An 18137-nucleotide genomic window follows, 5' to 3' on the forward strand; every position below is an offset into this window, starting at 1 on the left:
GCGACAAAACAAAACCCCGGCCAGGCAACTGGTCGGGGTTTTGTGTTTTCAGCCCTGGCAACGCCGGCGGTTATGCCGGCAGTTGTGGGTTCTTGCGGCTGGCCGCGGCCGTCACCGCGTAGCCGATCAGGGCGGCGAAGAGCGAGCCGGTGAGGATGCCCATGCGGTCCATGCCGGCGTATTCGCTGCTGCCGGGCACAAAGGCCAGGGAACCCACGAACAGGCTCATGGTGAAGCCGATCCCGCAGAGGATCGCCACGCCCAGCACCTGGCCCCAGTTGGCGCCGCCGGGAAGGGCGGCCAGCCCCATCTTCACCGCCAGCCAGGTCAGGCCGAACACGCCGACGGTCTTGCCCAGCAGCAGGCCGATGGCGATGCCCATGGGCACATAGTGGGTGAAGCTTTCCACGGTGATGCCCTGCAGCGACAGGCCGGCATTGGCGAAGGCGAATAGCGGCAGGATGCCGTAGGCGACCCACGGATGCAGCGCATGTTCCAGGCTCAGCAGCGGCGAAGGCTCGGCATTGCGGGTGCGCAGCGGGATGCAGAACGCCAGGGTCACGCCGGCCAGGGTCGCGTGGACGCCACTCTTGAGCACGCAGACCCAGAGGATCAGGCCGATGATCATGTACGGCCCGAGCTTGACCACCCCCAGGCGGTTCATCGCCACCAGCGCCGCCAGGCAGGCAGCCGCGAGTACCAGCGACAGGGTCGACAGGGCGCCGGAGTAGAAAATCGCGATGACGATGATGGCTCCCAGGTCGTCGATGATCGCCAGCGTCATCAGGAACAGCTTCAGCGACACCGGAACCCGCTTGCCCAGCAGGGCGAGCACGCCGAGGGCGAAGGCGATGTCGGTGGCCATGGGGATCGCCCAGCCGCTGAGCGCCGGCGGATTGTCCTTGTTGAGGAACCAGTAGATCAGCGCCGGCACCACCATGCCGCCGATGGCGGCGGCGCCCGGCAGGACGATCTGCGAAGGCTTGGACAGGTGGCCGTCGAGGAGCTCGCGCTTGACCTCGAGGCCGATCAGCAGGAAGAACATGGCCATCAGGCCGTCATTGATCCACAGCAGCAGCGGCTTGGCGATTTTCAGGGCGCCGATCTGGGCGACCACGGGTGTGTCCAGCAGGCCGTTGTACAGCCAGGACAGCGGTGAGTTGTTGATGATCAGGGCAAGCACGGCAGCGGCAATCAATAACAGACCGCTGGCAGCTTCCAACTGAAAGAAACGCGTGAAAGTGCTACGCAGAGGCAAGGTCGCTCTCCATCAGAAAACTAAAAAGGTGGCACACCCTAACCCGTACTGTTAGTTGTTAAAACAAAAGTTATATTCTTTTTTGTTATATGCAGCAGAGCAGCGGCCTGCTGGAAAACCAGCCTAGCAGTTGTGTATCCAATTGATTCAAAACTGTACCTGTGAGAGACCGGGGATGTTTCCTAACATGTCCGGCCCCAGCCCGACGGGCCGGGGACTTTTGCCTGTTGCAGCGCCTGATTTTCCTTGTGCCTGGATCGCCTATGCTGGGTGCACTTCATCTTTCTGCGTCCATGTGGCGTTCGAGCCAACGAGAAAACACCATGAGCGACAACCGTCAGTGGGCCCGCGAGGCCATCCGGATCATCGAAGCCGACTTCCAGCGCAGCGCCGACACCCACCTGATCCCCTTGCCTCTGCCGGGCCTGCCGGGCATCGAGCTGTATTTCAAGGACGAGTCCAGCCATCCCACCGGCAGCCTCAAGCATCGCCTGGCGCGTTCGTTGTTCCTTTATGCGCTGTGTAACGGCTGGCTCAAGCCCGGGGCGCCGGTGATCGAGGCATCCAGTGGTTCGACGGCGATTTCCGAGGCCTATTTCGCGCGCCTGCTGGGCTTGCCGTTCATTGCGGTGATGCCGGCCACCACGTCCCAGGAAAAGATCGCGCAGATCGCCTTCTACGGCGGCAAGAGCCACCTGGTGCAGGACCCGACGCAGATCTACGCCGAGTCGGAGCGCCTGGCCCGGGAGAGCGGCGGGCATTTCATGGACCAGTTCACCTACGCCGAGCGCGCCACCGACTGGCGGGCGAACAACAACATCGCCGAGTCGATCTTCCAGCAGCTGCGCTTCGAGCGTTACCCGGAACCCAAATGGCTGATCTCCAGCCCGGGCACCGGCGGCACCACCGCCACCCTGGGGCGTTATGTGCGGTATCGCCAGCATTGCACCCGGGTACTCTGCGCTGACGCCGAGCGTTCGGTGTTCTTCGATTACTACCAGAGCGGTGATGCCAGCCTGCGCCTGGATTGCGGTTCGCGCATCGAAGGGATCGGCCGGCCACGGGTCGAGGCGTCGTTCCTGCCCAAGGTGATCGATGCGATGGTCAAGGTGCCGGATGCCCTGTCGCTGGCGGCCATGCATTACCTGGCGCAGCGCCTGGGGCGGCGGGTGGGCGGTTCCAGCGGTACCAACCTGATCGGCGCGCTGATGGCGGCGCAGCAGATGAAACAGGCCGGGGAGAGTGGCTCGATCGTCGCCATCCTGTGTGACGGTGGCGAGCGTTATGCGACCACCTATTACGATCAGGCCTGGCTGGCCGCTCAGGGCTACGAATTGAGTGAGTTGATCGAGAGCGTGGCGGCGAGTGTGGAACGTGGCGAGGCGTTGCCGGCCAGCGTATTGCGCGCCGGCATCTGAGCGTGCAAGCCCGCTCCCCCGAGGAGCGAGCCTGTCTGTGACAAGGCCCCTGCAGCAGGGGCCTTTTTTACGCCTCGATTCCGAGGATATTTCGCGCCACGGCTTCGGCGATGCGGATCCCGTCGACACCGGCCGACAGAATGCCGCCGGCATAACCGGCGCCTTCGCCGGCCGGGTACAGGCCTTTCACGTTCAGGCTCTGCATCGATTCGTCGCGGGTAATGCGCAGCGGCGACGAGGTGCGGGTCTCGATTCCGGTCAGCACCGCGTCGTGCAGGGAGTAACCCTTGATCTGCCGCTCGAAGGCCGGCAGCGCTTCGCGGATCGCCTCGATGGCGAAGTCCGGCAGGGCCAGGGCCAGGTCGCCCAGGGCGACGCCCGGCTTGTAGGACGGCTCGACGCTGCCCAGGGCGGTGGACGGCTTGCCGGCGATAAAGTCGCCGACCAGTTGCGCCGGGGCTTCATAGTTGCTGCCGCCGAGCACGAAGGCGTGGGATTCCAGGCGTTCCTGCAGCTCGATACCGGCCAGCGGGCCGCCCGGGTAATCCACTTCCGGGGTGATGCCGACCACGATGCCGGAGTTGGCGTTGCGCTCGTTACGCGAGTATTGGCTCATGCCGTTGGTGACCACGCGGTTCGGCTCGGAGGTCGCCGCCACCACGGTGCCGCCCGGGCACATGCAGAAGCTGTAGACCGAACGGCCGTTCTTCGCGTGGTGCACCAGCTTGTAGTCGGCGGCGCCGAGCTTCGGGTGACCGGCGTACTTGCCCAGGCGTGCGCTGTCGATCAACGACTGCGGGTGTTCGATGCGGAAACCCACGGAGAACGGCTTGGCCTCCATGTACACGCCACGGCCGTGGAGCATGCGGAAGGTGTCGCGGGCGCTGTGGCCGAGGGCCAGGATCACGTGTTTCGAGTGAATCTGTTCGCCGCTGTTGAGCTCGACGCCGACCAGCTGGCCGTCTTCGATCAGCACGTCGGTCACCCGTTGCTCGAAACGCACTTCACCGCCCAGGGCGATGATCTGCTGGCGCATGTTCTCGACCACGCCGGTCAGGCGGAAGGTGCCGATGTGCGGCTTGCTGACGTAGAGGATCTCTTCCGGCGCGCCGGCCTTGACGAACTCGTGCAGGACTTTGCGGCCGTGGTGTTTCGGGTCCTTGATCTGGCTGTACAGCTTGCCGTCGGAGAAGGTCCCCGCGCCGCCTTCGCCGAATTGCACGTTGGATTCCGGGTTGAGCACGCTTTTGCGCCACAGGCCCCATGTGTCCTTGGTGCGCTGGCGCACTTCCTTGCCGCGCTCGAGGATGATCGGCTTGAAACCCATCTGCGCCAGCAGCAGGCCGGCGAAAATCCCGCAGGGGCCGAAACCCACCACGATCGGGCGCTGCTCCAGGTCGGCGGGCGCCTGGCCGACGACCTTGTAGCTGACATCCGGCGCCGGGTTGACGTTACGGTCGTCGGCGAACTTGTGCAGCAGCCTGGCCTCGTCGCGCACGTTCAGATCGAGGGTGTAGATGAAGCACAGCTCGGACGACTTCTTGCGCGCGTCGTAGCTGCGCTTGAACAGGGTGAAGTCGAGCAGGTCCTCGCTGGCGATGCCCAGGCGCTGCAGGATGGCGGGGCGCAGGTCTTCATCGGGATGGTCGATCGGCAGCTTGAGTTCGGTGATTCGTAACATGACAGGGTCCGGTTCGCGGGACGCACCAATGCGTCAGGGCGGTTTTACAAACCGGCGATTATAAGCCGCAAAGCCCGGACCCCGTGAGGTTAAAACGGTTGCCCGTCGCCTCAGTCGCTGCGCGAGCCGCCGAAATAGGCGCAACCGCGCTGGACCTGGCCATCGACCCGCAGTTCCGCCGTCAGGTGCTGCACGCTGCCGGTCTTGCTGTCCATGCAGCGCTGCGGCGCGACCCAGAGTTCGACGTGGCGGTTGTTGGCTTCGCTGCTGAGGTTGAAACGGCCGTCGCCCAGTTGCTCTTCCAGGTAGGGCAACGCCAGCGCCGGCTGGCCGGCGCGTTCGATGCGCATGCCCTTGGCGCTGACGTCGACGTTCCAGTCCGGGGCCTTGCCACTGGCCCGCAGGATCAGGCGCGGGAAGTCGGGATCGCTGCAGGCGTCGTTCGAGCGTTCGACGCGGTACAGCTGGCTCAGCGCCACTTCACTGTCGGCACCGCCGGACTTGCTCGGGGAGAAATGCCCGCGCAGGTCGGCGAACAGCGTGCCCTGCTGGTCGGCCAGGCTGGCGGCTTCCTGAAGGATGCTGGTACCGCCGTTGTCCTTGACCACATAACGCTGCTCGCCGACGCAGGGCTTGAACAGCAACTGGCCGTCGGCGGCGGTCAGCGTGCCCTGCATGCGGGTCTGGCCGGCCTGGGACTGCGTCCGGGACTGGCCATCGAACACCGACAGCATCTGGCAACCGGCAAACAGGGGGAGCAGGGCAATACAAACAAGGGAACGGGCGGCACGCATCGTCGGGTCTCCAATCAAGTGCCGCCACGTTACGCAGCCTGACCGTTCATCACAACCCTGGATCCACTCATGTCTCTGTAGGAGCCAGGCTTGTCGGTGATCCAGGTGCTGCGGTATGCCGGGTGCAGCGTTATCGCGAGCAAGCTTCGCTCCTGCAGAGGCATGTGGGTCAGCCGACGATATAGGTCTGGCCAGTCTGCAGGCCTTCCACGCTCTTGGCGTAGGCCAGCGCCACATCGGCGCCGGGAACCGGTTTGTAGCCACGGAAGTACGGGGCGTAGCTGTCCATGGCTTCTTCCAGCACGGTCGGGCTCACCGAGTTCACCCGCAGGCCGCGTGGCAGTTCGATGGCGGCGGCGCGGACGAAGCCGTCGATGGCGCCGTTGACCAGGGCCGCCGAGGCGCCACTGCGGATCGGGTCGCGGTTGAGGATGCCGGAGGTGAAGGTGAACGAGGCGCCGTCGTTGGCGAACTCGCGGCCGATCAGCAGCAGGTTGACCTGGCCCATCAGCTTGTCCTGCAGGCCCAGGGCGAAGTGCTGGGCGCTCATCTCGCCCAGCGGCGCGAAGCTGACATTGCCCGCGGCGCAGATCAGCGCGTCGAACCGGCCGGTTTGCTCGAAGAGTGCGCGGATCGAGGTGCTGTCGCTGATGTCCACCTGGAAGTCACCGATGCTGCGGCCTATGCGGATGATTTCATGGCGTTGCGACAGCTCTTTGTCGACGGCCGAACCAATGGTGCCGCTGGCGCCGATCAGAAGAATTTTCATGGGGCGGTTCCTCGCGTGGGTTGAACGAGGTTGCAGTCTAGTGCTGGTTTTTCCTGTTGATTAGCGCGCTAATAGGCAACCTTTGGTTTTCAAATGGAAACAATCCATGAGCGAGATGGATGACCTGGCGGCGTTCGCTGTGCTGATCGAGGCCGGCAGTTTCACCCTGGCCGCCCAGCAACTGGGGTGCAGCAAGGGGCAATTGTCCAAGCGCATCAGCACCTTGGAGGCGCAGTTCGCGGTGGTGCTGTTGCAGCGTACCACACGGCGCTTGAGCCTGACCGCGGCGGGCGCCGCCTTGTTGCCCCAGGCCCAGGCGCTGCTGGTTCAGGTCGAGCGGGCGCGCCAGGCGCTGGCGCGGCTCAAGGACGACATGGCCGGGCCGGTGCGGCTGACGGTGCCGGTGTCCCTGGGCGAGACCTTCTTCGAAGGCCTGTTGCTGGAGTTTTCCCGGCAGTACCCCGAGGTGCAGATCGAGCTGGAGTTGAACAACAACTACCGCGATCTGTCCCGGGACGGTTTCGACCTGGCGATCCGTTCGGAAGTGGCCAATGACCAACGACTGGTGGCCAGGCCGCTGCTGGCCTGGCACGAGATGACCTGCGCCAGCCCGGCTTACCTGGAACAGTATGGCGAGCCACAGGTGCCCAGGGACCTGGCCGAGCATCGCTGCCTGCTCAACAGCCATTACAGCGGCCGTGAGGAGTGGCTCTATCACCAGCAGCACGAACTGTTTCGGATACGGGTTTCGGGACCTTTCGCCAGCAATCACTACAACCTGCTGAAAAAGGCCGCGCTGGTGGGGGCGGGGATCGCCCGGCTACCGTCCTACCTGCTGCAGGCGGAACTGGCCGACGGGCGTTTGCGCGGGCTGTTGCGCGACTACCAGACCCGCAGCATGCCGATGTACCTGGTGCACCCATATCAGGGTGGGCTGCCCAGGCGCACCCAGGTCCTGGCCGATTACTTGATCGGCTGGTTCAAGCGCAGCGGCGAAGCGCTGGATCGCCTTTGACCTGACGGTTTGCGCCTGTAGCCGCTGCCGCAGGCTGCGATAAGGCCGAAGGCCTTCAGCGATCTCAAGACCTTGCGTCCCCTTCGGGGCCGATCGCAGCCTGCGGCAGCGGCTACAGCACTACAGCGGGGGCTCAGCGATAGCGGCGGGCGATCAGGTGGTCGATGGACAGCTTGCCGGGGCCGCGGGCCATCAGGTACAGCAGCACCGCCGCCCAGGTGCCGTGGGTCGGGTAGGCGTCGGGGTAGACGAACAGCTGGATGGTCAGGGTCATGCCTAGCAGCGCCAGGGCCGAGAAGCGCGTGGCGAAACCGACCAGGAGCAGCAGCGGGAACAGATGCTCGGCGAATGCCGCCAGGTGTGCGGCCAGTTCGGGGGAGAGCAGCGGTACCTGATACTCGCTCTGGAACAGCGGAATGGTCGAGTCGGCCAGGCGCGGCATGCCGAGCTCGAACGTCCCGGAGAACAGGTCGATGGCCAGGCCCTCGATTTTGGTCTGGCCGGACTTCCAGAACACCGCGGCAATGGAGAAGCGCGCGATAAAGGCGATCAGGCTGTGGGGAATACGCTCCAGCAGCTGGATGAGCCGGTTCACCCCATGGGTGAGCGGGTGATGCTTGGTGCAGTGGGTGTGCATGTTCAGACCTCGGAATGGGGGGACAGGCGAGTGATGGCGCCGCGACCGATCAGCAGCGCCAGGGCTTGGCTCGGCTCGAACGCCGGATCGACAGCCAAGGCATTGGCCGCGGCGACTTGCAGTGGCTGCGAGTGGTGCAGGGCGTGGATGAAGCAGGCGACCCCGGCGTCGATGGCGAACACCTCGACCTCCAGCTCATGACGCAGTACCAGGGCGTCTTGTCCTTGGCACAGGTCGATGTTCTTTAGGTCGACGCCTTGCCAGTCGTCATCGCCCTGGTGGGCGGCCCATACATCGACCACCGGATAGGGCGAGTTCAGCAGGCCGAGCGAGGGATGCAGTTCCAGGTGCAATTGCCCCAGCGTTTGCGGCTCGGCCATGGCCGTCGCGAGCTGCGCCAGTGGCACCGGGCAGGCGTCGGCGGCGTGGTAGGCGGTGACCCGCAGGCGCTCCAGGCGCGCGACATCGGCCAGGTAAGGCACGCCGGCGGCGGGAGGGAAACCACCGATGAAATCGGCGAAGTCATGGCCATAGTCGCTGAGCACGGCGCTGGTGGGCGGGAAGCGCCTGACGTAGAGCGCGGCCATGGCCCGGAAGAACTCATCGCCCACCAGTTGCGCCACCACCGGATAGGCATCGGCCAGGGCATTGATCAACGAGCTCTGCACATTGTTGCGGTACACCGCGAAGCGGCTGGCCGGGTCGGCGCCGTTGCCGCAGTACAGGCCCGCGGGGCAGGGCTGCTCGGAGTCGAGCAGGGCGCTGGCGAAGCTGGCTTGTGTGTTCACGGCAGCCTCCTGGCGCATTGCAGCAGCTCATCCGCCTGGCGTACTTCAGCGTGCAGCACGGAAAACGCCGGCACCTGGTTGTCGCGCTCGATCAGGGTCGCGGTCGCTCCGATCCGTTCCAGCAGCCGCAGGTACAGCGCCCACACGGCGTTATCGATCGGCGCGCCGTGATCGTCGATCAACAGCCGGTCGCCCAGGCTGTCGGTGTCTTCGGCAAACCCGGCCAGGTGGATCTCGCCCACCGCGTGCAGCGGCAGGGCATCGATATAGGCCAGCGGGTCGCGCCGGTGGTTGATGCACGACACGTAGACATTGTTCACGTCCAGCAACAGGCCGCAGCCGGTGCGGCGTATCACCTCGCGGATGAATTCGGCCTCGGCCATGCTCGACTGGCGAAACTCCAGGTAGGTCGCCGGGTTCTCCAGCAGCATGGGGCGGCGCAATGTGCTCTGCACCTGGTCGATGTGTTCGCAGACGCGGTTCAGGGTCGGCCGGTCATAGGCCAGGGGCAGCAGGTCATTGAGAAACACCGGGCCATGGCTGGACCAGGCCAGGTGTTCGGAAAAGGACTGGGGTTGATACCGCTCGATTAGCACGGCCAGGCGTTTCAGGTGCTGTTGGTCCAGCGGACCTTCGGCACCGATCGACAGGCCGACGCCGTGCAGCGACAGCGGATACTGTTCGCGGATCAGCCCCAGGTAGTGATGGAACGGCCCGCCAGCGACCATGTAGTTTTCCGCATGGACTTCAAAGAAGCCGATATCGGGCTGTTCCTTCAGGACCTGGCGAAAGTGCTCGGTCTTGAGTCCCAACCCGGCGCGTTGCGGCAGGCTGGAGACGGTCGCCTGAGTGGCGGGATGCAGGGGGAGTGGTACGGCCATGTTCATCATCGACACTCAGGCAGGTTGCTTACGACTTGGCTTTGTAGGCTTGCAGTTGGCCGAAACCGGTAGGCGAGGTGCTGCTGGCGGTTTTCTCGCAGGTGCCTTTAGGAACCAGCTTCCAGGCGTTGGCCTGGTGGTCGACCTTGGCGGTACCGGCACAGGTGGTGCCCGCGCCTGCCGCGCAATCGTTCTTGCCTTTCATGGCGACGCCAAAGCATTTCTCCATGTCGTCGGCGGCCTGGGCGGTGGTCGGCAGCGCGGCGATGCTCAAGGCAGAACCGAGGGCCAGGGCCAGGGCGGCGGCGGACAGGGTGCGAGTGGTAGCGGTCATGGTGTTTCTCCAGAAAAGGTAGTGGTGTAGGCAGGCATTCGTGCCTGCTTACCCCTCTAGAGAAAGGTCGCTGGGGTTTGTTACAAGCCGCGGTGGAAATTTTTCTGTAGCCGCTGCCGCAGGCTGCGATCGACGGCGAAGCCGTCGCAATCAATGGCAGCGTGGTGTACCGAGCCTTCCGAGTGGTCAGCCTGTGCGGGGCGTTGCCCCGATCGCAGCCTGAGGCAGCGGCTACAGGAGGGGCGATTTCCAGGCGAAAAAAAACGGCCCCGCAGGGCCGTTCTTGTTTGCAGCAAGTGCTCAGCCGCCCAGATAGGCTTCGCGCACCTTGGGGTCGGTCAGCAGGGCTTCTCCGGTGCCTTGCATCACCACCCGGCCGTTTTCCAGTACATAGGCACGGTCGGCGATCTTCAGCGCCTGGTTAGCGTTCTGTTCCACCAGGAACACCGTCACGCCGTCACGGCGCAGCTGTTCGATGATGTCGAAGATCTGCTGGATGATGATCGGCGCCAGGCCCAGGGACGGTTCGTCGAGCAGCAACAGCTTGGGCTTGCTCATCAGCGCGCGGCCGATGGCGAGCATCTGCTGTTCGCCGCCGGACATGGTGCCGCCGCGTTGGTTGAAGCGTTCCTTGAGACGCGGGAACAGGCCCAGGACCTTGTCCATCTGCTCCTGGTAATCGCCCTTGTCGGTGAAGAACCCGCCCATGGCCAGGTTCTCCTCCACGGTCAGGCGGGCGAACACCCGACGACCTTCCGGCACCACGGCAATGCTCTTGCGCATGATCTGCGCCGAGGTTTGCCCCACCAGTTCCTCACCCAGGTAACGGATGCTGCCGCTGTGGGCCTGCGGCGAACCGCAGAGGGTCATCAGCAGGGTGGATTTGCCGGCGCCGTTGGCACCGATCAAGGTGACGATCTCGCCCTGGCGGATCTCGACGTTGACGCTGTGCAGCGCCTGGATCTTGCCGTAGAAGGTGGAAACGTTTTCGAACTGCAGCATTTACGCTTCCCCCAGGTAGGCTTTGATCACTTCAGGATTGTCGCGGATCTGTTCCGGCGTGCCGTCGGCCAGGGGCGTGCCTTGGTTGATCACGACGATGTGGTCGGAAATGCTCATGACCAGCTTCATGTCGTGTTCGATCAGCAGCACCGTGGCGTTGTGCTCTTCGCGCAACACGCCGATCAGCGCCTTGAGGTCTTCGGTTTCCCGCGGGTTGAGGCCGGCGGCCGGTTCGTCGAGCATGAGGATCCGCGGACGGGTCATCATGCACCGGGCGATTTCCAGGCGCCGCTGCTGACCGTAGGCCAGGGTGCCGGCGGGACGGTTGGCGAACTCCTTGAGGTTGACCTTTTCCAGCCAGTACTCGGCGTATTCCATGGCCTCGCGCTCGCTCTTGCGGAACGCCGGTGTCTTGAACAGGCCGGCCAGGAAGTTGGTGTTCAGGTGACGGTGCTGCGCGATCAACAGGTTCTCGACCGCAGTCATGTCCTTGAACAGCCGCACGTTCTGGAAGGTGCGCACCACACCCTTGAGGGCGATCTTGTGGCCGGGCAGGCCCTGGATCGGCTCGCCGTCGAGCAGGATGCTGCCGGCGGTGGGCTGGTAGAAACCGGTCAGGCAGTTGAACACCGTGGTCTTGCCGGCGCCGTTCGGGCCGATCATCGATACCACTTGTTTCTCTTTGACGGTCAGGGCCACGCCGTTGACCGCCAGCAGGCCGCCAAAGCGCATGCTCAGGCCCGTTACTTTGAGGATCTCACGGCTCATTTGCGCAGCTCCATGTGGGGACGTTGCATGGGCAGCAGGCCTTGAGGACGCCAGATCATCATCAGCACCATCATGGCGCCGAACATCAACATGCGGTATTCACTGAATTCGCGCATCAGTTCAGGCAGCAGGATCATCACGGTGGCCGCCAGGACCACGCCCAACTGCGAGCCCATGCCGCCCAGCACGACGATGGCGAGGATGGTCGCGGACTCGATGAAGGTGAAGGACTCCGGCGTCACCAGGCCCTGGCGCGCGGCGAAGAAGCTGCCGGCGAAACCGGCGAAGCAGGCACCCAGGGTGAAGGCCGACAGCTTGATCACGGTCGGGTTCAGGCCCAGTGCGCGGCAGGCGATTTCGTCTTCACGCAGGGCTTCCCAGGCACGCCCCAGGGGCATGCGCAGCAAGCGGTTGATGACGAACAGGGCGAACAGCGCCAGCAACAGCGCGACCAGGTAGAGAAAGATCACCTTGTTGATCGAGTTGTATTCGATGCCGAAGTACTCGTGGAAGGTCTGCAGGCCCTCGGCGGCCCGGCGTTCGAAGGTCAGGCCGAAGAACGTCGGTTTATCGATGTTGCTGATACCGTTCGGACCACCGGTGAGGTCGGTCAGGTTACGCAGGAACAAGCGGATGATCTCGCCGAAGCCCAGGGTCACGATCGCCAGGTAGTCACCGCGCAGGCGCAATACCGGGAAGCCCAGCAGGAAGCCGAAAGTGGCCGCCATCAGGCCGGCGATAGGCAGGCAGATCCAGAAGCTCAAGCCGTAGTAGTGCGACAGCAGCGCGTAGCTGTAGGCGCCCACGGCGTAGAAGCCGACGTACCCCAGGTCCAGCAGGCCGGCCAGGCCGACCACGATGTTCAGGCCCAGGCCGAGCATCACGTAGATCAGCACCAGGGTGGCGATGTCCACCGCGCCGCGGGAGCCGAAGAACGGCCAGACCAGCGCACCGATGATCAACGCAATGATGATCCAGCGCTGGGTGGTCGGCAGGGTCAGGAAGTTACTGGCCTTGGCCGGGATTACCGGCATGTTGGGCGAGGACTTCCAGGCCGCGCTGATCTGCTGGTCGAACAGCACCCGCAGGAACATCAGCACCGAACACGCGGCGATGATCATCAGGGTGGTGGGGCTGGTGCCATGGACTTCCAGGTTGATGCCGACGATGGTCAGTTTCAAACCGAGTATCGGGTAGGCGACGGCCCACACCAGCAAGGCGCTGAAGAACGCCTGTCGAAGATTCCTAGTCATACTTTCTCAACCTCCGGACGGCCCAGCAGGCCGGTTGGCCGGAACAACAACACCAGAACCAGCAGGCCGAACGCCACGACGTCCTTGTACTGGTCGCCGAAGATATCGGCACCGAAGGCTTCCGCCACCCCAAGTACCAGGCCGCCCAGCATGGCGCCCGGAATGCTGCCGATGCCGCCCAGTACCGCGGCGGTGAAGGCCTTGAGACCGACCAGGAAGCCGGCGTTGGGGTTGATCACACCGTATTGCATGCTCAGCAGCACGGCCGCGATCGCCGCCAGCGCGGCACCGATCACGAAGGTCAGGGCGATGATGTTGTTGGTGTTGATACCCAGCAGGTTGGCCATCTTGATGTCCTCGGCACAGGCACGACAGGCGCGGCCCAGGCGGGAACGGGAGATGAACAGGGTCAGGCCGAGCATGGCGATCAGGGTCACCACGAACACCACGATTTGCATGTAGGAGATCAGCACTTCATGTGCGCCACCTGGCCCGATGGAGAAGTTGCCCGGGATCAGGTTGGGGATGGATTTGTCCTTGGAGTCTTGCGCCAGCAGAACCGTGTTCTGCAGGAAGATCGACATGCCGATGGCCGAGATCAGCGGGATCAGACGGTTGCTGCCGCGCAGGGGGCGGTAGGCGATCCGTTCGATGCTGTAGCCATAGGCACTGGTAACGACGATGGTCGCAATGAAGGCCGCGGTCATCAAGAGCGGGACACTGTCGAGTCCCATCATGGTCAGGCCCGCGATGGCGATGAACGCCACATAGGAACCGATCATGTACACCTCGCCGTGGGCGAAGTTGATCATTCCAATGATGCCGTAAACCATCGTATAGCCGATGGCGATCAGGGCATACGTGCTGCCAACGGTGAGACCGTTAACCAGCTGTTGGAAAAAGTGATAGAGGTCAGGCATTACAGCGCTCCTAAAAACCTGATACGCATTTCACTGGTGGAGTCATTTTCCCGCCTGTGCCCCGTGGATCTGCATCCACTTCGGGTCAGGTTTTGCCAGCGAACCGCTGATGACGGTTTTGAGATTTTCAGGTGGGCGGGCTTCCGGATCACGGAAAACAGGCCCAATACGTTCGCAAAACAAAGCCCACGGCACGCCGTGGGCTTTATTGGCAGTCAGTCAGACAGGGCCTTATTGAGGCGAGACTTCGGTTTTAGGTTTGCCGAAGTGCCACTCGTAGACCACGAACTTGAAGTCTTTCAGGTCGCCCTTGGTGTCGAAGCTCAGGTCGCCGGTCGGGGTCTTGAATGTACCGGCGTGGATGGCTTCGGCCACTTTGGTGGCGTCTTCGGACTTGGCGGCCTTGATGCCTTCGGCAATCACTTGGACAGCCGAGTAGGAAGGGAACACGAACGGACCGCTCGGGTCTTCTTTCTTGGCCTTGAAGGCATCCGCCAGGGCCATGTTGGCCGGATCCTGGTCGAAGGATTTCGGCAGGGTCACCAGCAGGCCTTCGGAAGCGTCCTTGGCGATCTGTGAAATGGAGTCGTTACCCACGCCCTCCGGACCCATGAACTTGGCTTTCAGGCCTTTTTCCTGGGCTTGACGCAGGATCAGGCCCAGCTCCGGGTGGTAGCCGCCGTAGTAGACGAAGTCGACGTTGGCTTGCTTGAGCTTGGCGATCATCGAGGAGAAGTCTTTGTCGCCGGCGTTGATGCCTTCGAACACGGCAACCTTGGTGCCTTTCTTCTCGAGGGTCTGCTTCACGGCGGTGGCGATGCCTTCACCGTATTGCTGCTTGTCGTGCAGCACGGCAACGATTTTCGGCTTCACGTGGTCGGCGATGTAGTTGCCGGCGGCAGGGCCCTGGGCGCTGTCCAGGCCGATGGTGCGGAACACCATCTTGTAACCACGGGTGGTGATGTCCGGGCTGGTGGCGGCGGGGGTGATCATGACCACGCCTTCGTCTTCGTAGATGTCCGAAGCCGGTTGAGTGGAGCTGGAGCACAGGTGACCGATCACGAACTTGACGCCGTCGTTGACGACTTTGTTGGCTACGGCGACGGCTTGTTTCGGATCGCAGGCATCATCGTATTCGACGGCCTGGAGCTGCTTGCCATCGACGCCGCCCTTGGCGTTGATTTGTTCGATGGCCATTTTGGCGCCACTGAACTGCATGTCGCCGTACTGGGCTACAGGGCCGGTCTTGGGGCCGGCGATGCCGATCTTGATGGTGTCAGCTGCGAACGAATGGCTGGCGACTCCGGCCAGAACCATAGCGGCAAACAGTTTGGAAATCTGCTTAGTAGCCTTATTCATAGTGCTCCACTCTTACTGTTGTAATTTTTATAGTCCTGGCGCCGTAGCAGCAGAACCGGGTCAGATATCTCTTGGATATCCCCGGAAAATGCCCCCGGCAACTGTACCGGTACAGTGTAGAGCGCCGATTGTTAGCCTGGGAAGCTGGCGCCAGGGGGCAAAATCAGGGGGTGTCGCTTTATTGAAAGAAAAAGACAGAATCGCGGCGGGGTTTTGACCGTATTCAGCGAGCAATCCCTGGCTCTCCTGCACTTCTCTATCGTTGACGCAATTGCAACCGGGTTTGTCTGCCAGAGCACCGACGTTATCATTGCGCCGATTTCTTTTCGGGACAGGCCCATGACTCAAGAACCTAGCACCCTCTATGCCAAGCTGCTTGGTGAAACCGCATCCATTACCTGGAAGGAGCTGGAACCGTTCTTCGCCAAGGGTGCCCTATTGTGGGTCGACGCCAGCCTGGATTTGATCGAGGCAGCCGAGGCCATGGCCGAGAACCAGGCCGAGAAAGTCTCTGCCTGGCTGGCCGCCGAGAAGGTGGGCAAGGTGTCTGCGACGCGGGTGCTGGATCTGGTGGAGCGCGATCCGCTGCTGTGGGCGGTGGTGGTTTCGCCGTGGATTCTGGTCCAGGAAAGGGCGCAGGGCGAAGACTGAGCACCAAAATAGTGCCTGGTTTTTCCGGTTGAAAGTGTGTAGCCGAGTAACCGCGATCAGGGTGATGGCAAGTTGCCCGTGGAGAAAGGCCCCACCCATTTCAGGCTGACGGTGACGTAAGCGGAATGGGAACAGTTTGCAAGGCAGCCCGAGGGCTGCCTGATTGTTTCAGGGGATTAACATCACTTCCCTGTAAACGCCATTTCCCCTGTAGGAGCGAAGCTTGCTCGCGATGGCGTCCTGCCAGTCGACATCGCTTCAGCTCGATGCCGCTGATCGCGAGCAATCGAGCGTCGACCGGCTGTTCCTACAGAAGAGGGACAGCTGTTAGTAAGCCGTCCTGCCCGTATGGTTGTTCAGCGAGATGACCTTGGTCTTGCCGATGCGGTGGCGGTAGATCTCGCGCAGGTACTTGATGGCTTTCTTCACGCAATCGCGGGACAGGCGGATGTCGTTGATCGAGACGAACTTGTCCTTGTCGTTGATCAACTCGCGGTACTTCTTCTCGTACATCGGCTTGATCGCGTACCAGTTGGTATCGAGGATCTTCGCCGGGTTCTCGAACTCGTTGAGCAACTCGTCGATGCGGCTTTCATCGAATGCCTCGCTGACGATGAAGTCGAGGATCGAGTTGTCCAGGGTCTCGTCGAAGCGGTACGGGTTGCGGGCGAAGCAACGCTTGATAAAGGCCACGATCAGGGTCAGGAAGTCGTCCGACAGGCACGGGCTCTTGGCAATCAGGGTGGTCAGCGACAGGTTGGCCGAGGCGCCGATCACCAGGGCGTAACGCTTGAGGGTGGTATTGGGGAACAGGCTGTTGAGGTGGGTCTTGAGCCGGTTCAGGTCCATGTACGACAGCTTGTAGTCCTTGGGCAGGGAGACGATCGACACCACCGACGAGCAGTTCTTGAAGAAGTGCAGATCGTGCAGGGCGGCGGCGTCGTAACCGGAAGCCTTGTATTGCTCCAGCGCCGCGCGATAACGCTTGGACTCGATCGGCAGCAGGCTGATGCCTTCGATGGCCTGGGTCACCTTGTTGAAGTGCGGCAGGTCGATGGAGCGGAAGAACAGGTCGTCGATGTTCAGGCGCTGCGGCTCTTTCTCGAACACCTTGAACTTGTCGCCACTCGGCACCGGGGTTTCCGGGACCACGGACTCGGCATAGGCGATCGCCACCGGGCCGGCCAGGCTCATGAACAGGTCGTTGGCATCCAGGCGGATGGTCTCGCCGATGTCGATGCCGGCGCGGCGGAAGTAGTTCTGGTCGTAATCGGTGGTCACCGCCTGGGCGGTGAGGATGTTGAAGATCTGCTGGGAGATGTACTGGTTGGCGTGCTTCTCCATGGCGTTGACGTCGATGTTCTGGATGTTGCCGTCATCGCTTTCTTCGGCATAACGCATGATGTCGTTGGAGATCAGCATCATCGCGTTCCATGGGCGGATGCGCCCCATGACGCTGGCTTCGCTGCTGTCTTCGTTATCGAAGTTGTAGGAGAAGTCCCATTCTTCCGACAGGTATTTGCACAGCAAGCGTCCGGCGTTGATGTGCAACGCTTCGGACATTTCGCTGCGGTGATCGGAGATGTTCGGCAGTACGCAGATGCCGCTGGTGAAGATCGGCTCGAAGACGAAGGAGTGGCCGCTCTTGCTGTCGTGCTCGTCGATCGGCTTGGTGTCGAACGTCTTGTTCATGTACGAGTACTGCTGGGCCAGGCCGAACTCCGAGGCCATGCCCGAACCGGTACCGCCGCCGGCGCTGAAGATCGAGAAGTACAGGCGCGACTGGTTGGCCTTGATGCCGCAGGAGTCGATCAGGTACGAGTGGATCATTTTCCAGTCGGGGCTGGAGAAGCGCTGCGTGTCCTTATTGAGGATGATCTTGGCCAGGTACTGGCCGAGGATCGGCGCGTTGCCGGCGCCGCCGGCATGGACTTCCGAGAGGTCCATGATCTTCATTTTGCTGTAGTCGCGGATGAAGCCGCTTTTTTCGCCCTTGCGCGAGAAGCGGATGCGCCCGGCGATGTCCTTGTCCAGGTCGCCCAGCATCACCAGCGGTTCGACCAGGAACACCGGTTTGCTGGCCTTGCTCTGGCCCAGGCGCAGGTTGTGGCGGATCCACTGGGCGGGGCTGTAGCCCTTGTCGGCATAGGCCTTGTCGTCGGTGTTGAATTCGTTGAGGTAGAACTTGCGGGCGTTGTACACCAGCTCCGCGACATCCAGGGCGATGTTCGACCCGCAGCGGCCCAGGCCGATCAGGCAGACCGAGGGAAACTCCTGCTCGCGGCGCGCCTCGAGTTCGTCTTCCAGGTGCGGCGCGCGGGGAAATACCGAGTCGCGCAGGCCGTCGAGGTTGTCGAGGATGCGGTCGGTGTTGGTTTCGGTGAAGTAGAGGTATTGCTGGGGCGCCTGCGGGCGCGAGCTGGACAATGGCTTCGAATCTGAAAAGCTCTGGCTGCCCGGGGTCAGCGTGAGTTCGGATACTGCGTTGGCAGAATTGTTTTTAGAAGTCATTGTGCGCCGTGTGTCTGGACTGGTCGGCTCGGTGACAAGATATCAAAGAGCCATCAAGTGGGATCTCGCGACTTTACAGCGCGATATTGGCCCCAGCG

At 62.7% G+C, this 18137-nt stretch carries 17 protein-coding genes; 3 read left to right on the forward strand and 14 right to left on the reverse strand.

From position 1 onward, the window contains the following. Window positions 1–70: 70 nt before the first annotated feature. Complete coding sequence (nhaA, locus tag AC07VU_RS02690) at window positions 71–1258, reverse strand: Na+/H+ antiporter NhaA (RefSeq protein ID WP_087089228.1); 1188 nt, start codon at window positions 1256–1258, stop codon at window positions 71–73. A 323-nt stretch (window positions 1259–1581) separates the two neighbouring features. Here nhaA and AC07VU_RS02695 point away from each other — a divergent pair, with 323 nt between their 5' ends. Continuing rightward, window positions 1582–2676 (forward strand): PLP-dependent cysteine synthase family protein, encoded by a 1095-nt coding sequence (locus AC07VU_RS02695; protein ID WP_495029490.1) that lies wholly within the window; start codon window positions 1582–1584, stop codon window positions 2674–2676. A 67-nt stretch (window positions 2677–2743) separates the two neighbouring features. Here the strand turns inward: AC07VU_RS02695 and AC07VU_RS02700 are convergent, their stop codons facing one another. From AC07VU_RS02700 to AC07VU_RS02710, 3 genes are all read right to left on the reverse strand, one after another. Continuing rightward, window positions 2744–4357: an NAD(P)/FAD-dependent oxidoreductase gene (locus AC07VU_RS02700; protein ID WP_150049342.1), complete on the reverse strand. Its 1614-nt coding sequence runs from the start codon at window positions 4355–4357 to the stop codon at window positions 2744–2746. Between the two features lie 110 nt (window positions 4358–4467). After that, a complete protein-coding gene (locus AC07VU_RS02705; protein WP_457275769.1) occupies window positions 4468–5151 on the reverse strand; it encodes a COG3650 family protein in 684 nt (227 codons plus the stop codon). Between the two features lie 169 nt (window positions 5152–5320). After that, the gene (locus AC07VU_RS02710; protein WP_495029491.1) at window positions 5321–5920 is read right to left on the reverse strand and encodes a short chain dehydrogenase; all 600 of its coding nucleotides are present in this window, start codon (window positions 5918–5920) and stop codon (window positions 5321–5323) included. A gap of 106 nt (window positions 5921–6026) precedes the next feature. Between AC07VU_RS02710 and AC07VU_RS02715 the strand changes: the two genes are divergently transcribed. Beyond that, window positions 6027–6935 (forward strand): LysR family transcriptional regulator, encoded by a 909-nt coding sequence (locus tag AC07VU_RS02715; protein ID WP_495029492.1) that lies wholly within the window; start codon window positions 6027–6029, stop codon window positions 6933–6935. Between the two features lie 133 nt (window positions 6936–7068). Here the strand turns inward: AC07VU_RS02715 and AC07VU_RS02720 are convergent, their stop codons facing one another. The 9 genes from AC07VU_RS02720 to AC07VU_RS02760 all read right to left on the reverse strand — a co-directional run bounded on the left by AC07VU_RS02720 (window position 7069) and on the right by AC07VU_RS02760 (window position 14877). Beyond that, on the reverse strand, window positions 7069–7572 hold the full coding sequence (locus AC07VU_RS02720) for a DoxX family protein (RefSeq protein ID WP_495029493.1): 504 nt from the start codon (window positions 7570–7572) through the stop codon (window positions 7069–7071). Window positions 7573–7574: 2 nt separating this feature from the next. Next, the gene (locus AC07VU_RS02725; protein WP_495029494.1) at window positions 7575–8360 is read right to left on the reverse strand and encodes an HvfC/BufC family peptide modification chaperone; all 786 of its coding nucleotides are present in this window, start codon (window positions 8358–8360) and stop codon (window positions 7575–7577) included. Next, the gene (gene bufB, locus AC07VU_RS02730) at window positions 8357–9241 is read right to left on the reverse strand and encodes an MNIO family bufferin maturase (protein WP_238437528.1); all 885 of its coding nucleotides are present in this window, start codon (window positions 9239–9241) and stop codon (window positions 8357–8359) included. Before bufB ends, AC07VU_RS02725 begins: the two co-directional genes overlap by 4 nt. 28 nt (window positions 9242–9269) lie before the next feature. After that, entirely contained in the window at window positions 9270–9575 is a 306-nt protein-coding gene (locus AC07VU_RS02735; RefSeq protein ID WP_007926622.1) for a BufA1 family periplasmic bufferin-type metallophore, read from the reverse strand. Window positions 9576–9875: 300 nt separating this feature from the next. Further along, a complete protein-coding gene (locus tag AC07VU_RS02740) occupies window positions 9876–10577 on the reverse strand; it encodes an ABC transporter ATP-binding protein (protein ID WP_007926621.1) in 702 nt (233 codons plus the stop codon). Then, window positions 10578–11345, reverse strand: a complete 768-nt coding sequence (gene livG, locus AC07VU_RS02745; protein WP_007926620.1) for a high-affinity branched-chain amino acid ABC transporter ATP-binding protein LivG — start codon at window positions 11343–11345, stop codon at window positions 10578–10580. Continuing rightward, the gene (locus AC07VU_RS02750) at window positions 11342–12598 is read right to left on the reverse strand and encodes a high-affinity branched-chain amino acid ABC transporter permease LivM (protein ID WP_009042486.1); all 1257 of its coding nucleotides are present in this window, start codon (window positions 12596–12598) and stop codon (window positions 11342–11344) included. The genes livG and AC07VU_RS02750 overlap by 4 nt, the downstream gene beginning before the upstream one ends. Further along, complete coding sequence (gene livH, locus AC07VU_RS02755; RefSeq protein ID WP_007926616.1) at window positions 12595–13518, reverse strand: high-affinity branched-chain amino acid ABC transporter permease LivH; 924 nt, start codon at window positions 13516–13518, stop codon at window positions 12595–12597. Before livH ends, AC07VU_RS02750 begins: the two co-directional genes overlap by 4 nt. Before the next feature lie 231 nt (window positions 13519–13749). Further along, the gene (locus AC07VU_RS02760) at window positions 13750–14877 is read right to left on the reverse strand and encodes a branched-chain amino acid ABC transporter substrate-binding protein (protein WP_457275775.1); all 1128 of its coding nucleotides are present in this window, start codon (window positions 14875–14877) and stop codon (window positions 13750–13752) included. A 339-nt stretch (window positions 14878–15216) separates the two neighbouring features. Here AC07VU_RS02760 and AC07VU_RS02765 point away from each other — a divergent pair, with 339 nt between their 5' ends. Further along, complete coding sequence (locus AC07VU_RS02765) at window positions 15217–15528, forward strand: DUF2288 domain-containing protein (RefSeq protein ID WP_457275776.1); 312 nt, start codon at window positions 15217–15219, stop codon at window positions 15526–15528. A 327-nt stretch (window positions 15529–15855) separates the two neighbouring features. On the opposite strand, the gene AC07VU_RS02770 is transcribed toward AC07VU_RS02765, so the two are convergent. Further along, on the reverse strand, window positions 15856–18039 hold the full coding sequence (locus AC07VU_RS02770; RefSeq protein WP_007926612.1) for a hypothetical protein: 2184 nt from the start codon (window positions 18037–18039) through the stop codon (window positions 15856–15858). Window positions 18040–18137: the final 98 nt, after the last annotated feature.

Source organism: Pseudomonas sp. GW821-FHT02B10, from assembly GCF_059421865.1.